The following is a 1,019-nucleotide window of genomic DNA, read 5'->3' as shown; positions in this document are numbered from 1 at the left end:
CGCGCGCCCTGCCCGCGCCGGCGGCGAGGAGCGCCGGTCACCGCGGGGGCGCGACGAGCGTCCTTTCCGCGAGCGCAGCGGTGAGCGCCCCGCGCGGCCGCCGCGTCGCGAGGACCGTGGCGAGGGCCGCAGCTTCGGCGGCAAGCGCTTCGAAGGCCCGCGCGGCAGCAATCCCACGCGCACCCGGCCCGACAGGGCGCATCGCAACGCCGCCGAAATCGCGGAGGCCGTCGCGGCTCCGGCTGCGCCGCAGGAGCCCGAGCGCATCGCCAAGGTCATGGCGCGGGCCGGCGTCGCCTCGCGCCGCGACAGCGAGGCGCTGATCGCGGAGGGCCGCGTCAGCGTGAACGGCACGGTGATCGAGAGCCCGGCGCTCGATATCGGCCCGAACGATGTCGTGCTGGTCGATGGCGAGCCCTTGCCGGCGCGCGAGCGCACGCGGCTCTGGCTCTATCACAAGCCGCGCGGGCTGGTGACGACCAACCATGATCCCGAGGGACGCCCGACCGTGTTCGACGCGCTGCCGGAGGATCTGCCGCGCGTGCTCTCGATCGGCCGGCTCGACATCAACACCGAGGGCCTGCTGCTGCTGACCAATGATGGCGGCCTGGCGCGCATGCTGGAACTGCCGGAGACCGGCTGGCTCCGGCGCTATCGCGTGCGCGCCTTCGGCCAGGTCAACCAGGCGCAGCTCGACACGCTCAAGGATGGCGTCACCGTCGACGGGGTGCATTACGGCCCGGTCGTCGCCCAGTTCGAGCGCGAGCAGGGTTCCAACACCTGGCTGACCGTCGACCTGCGCGAGGGCAAGAACCGCGAGGTCAAGACCGTGCTGGAGCATCTCGGCCTGCAGGTGAACCGGCTGATCCGGGTCTCCTTCGGCCCGTTCCAGCTCGGCGACCTGCCCGAGGGCGAGGCCGACGAGGTGCGCTCGCGCGTGCTGAAGGACCAGCTCGGCGCCGAGCTGATGGCCAAGGCCGGCGTCGATTTCGACTCGCCGCGGCGCGAGGAGACGCCGG

General features: G+C 73.0%; 1 protein-coding gene. It reads left to right on the top strand.

The annotated features are described in order from the left end of the window. On the top strand, window positions 1-1,019 hold a 1,019-nt coding region (locus CS1GBM4_RS06455; protein ID WP_244607089.1), incomplete at both ends, for a pseudouridine synthase.

The organism is Allobosea sp. CS1GBMeth4, assembly GCF_900185715.1.
Taxonomy (GTDB): Bacteria; Pseudomonadota; Alphaproteobacteria; order Rhizobiales; family Beijerinckiaceae; genus Allobosea.
Note: the sequence above shows the minus strand (reverse complement) of the source record. Positions and strands in the feature narration are given on the sequence as shown.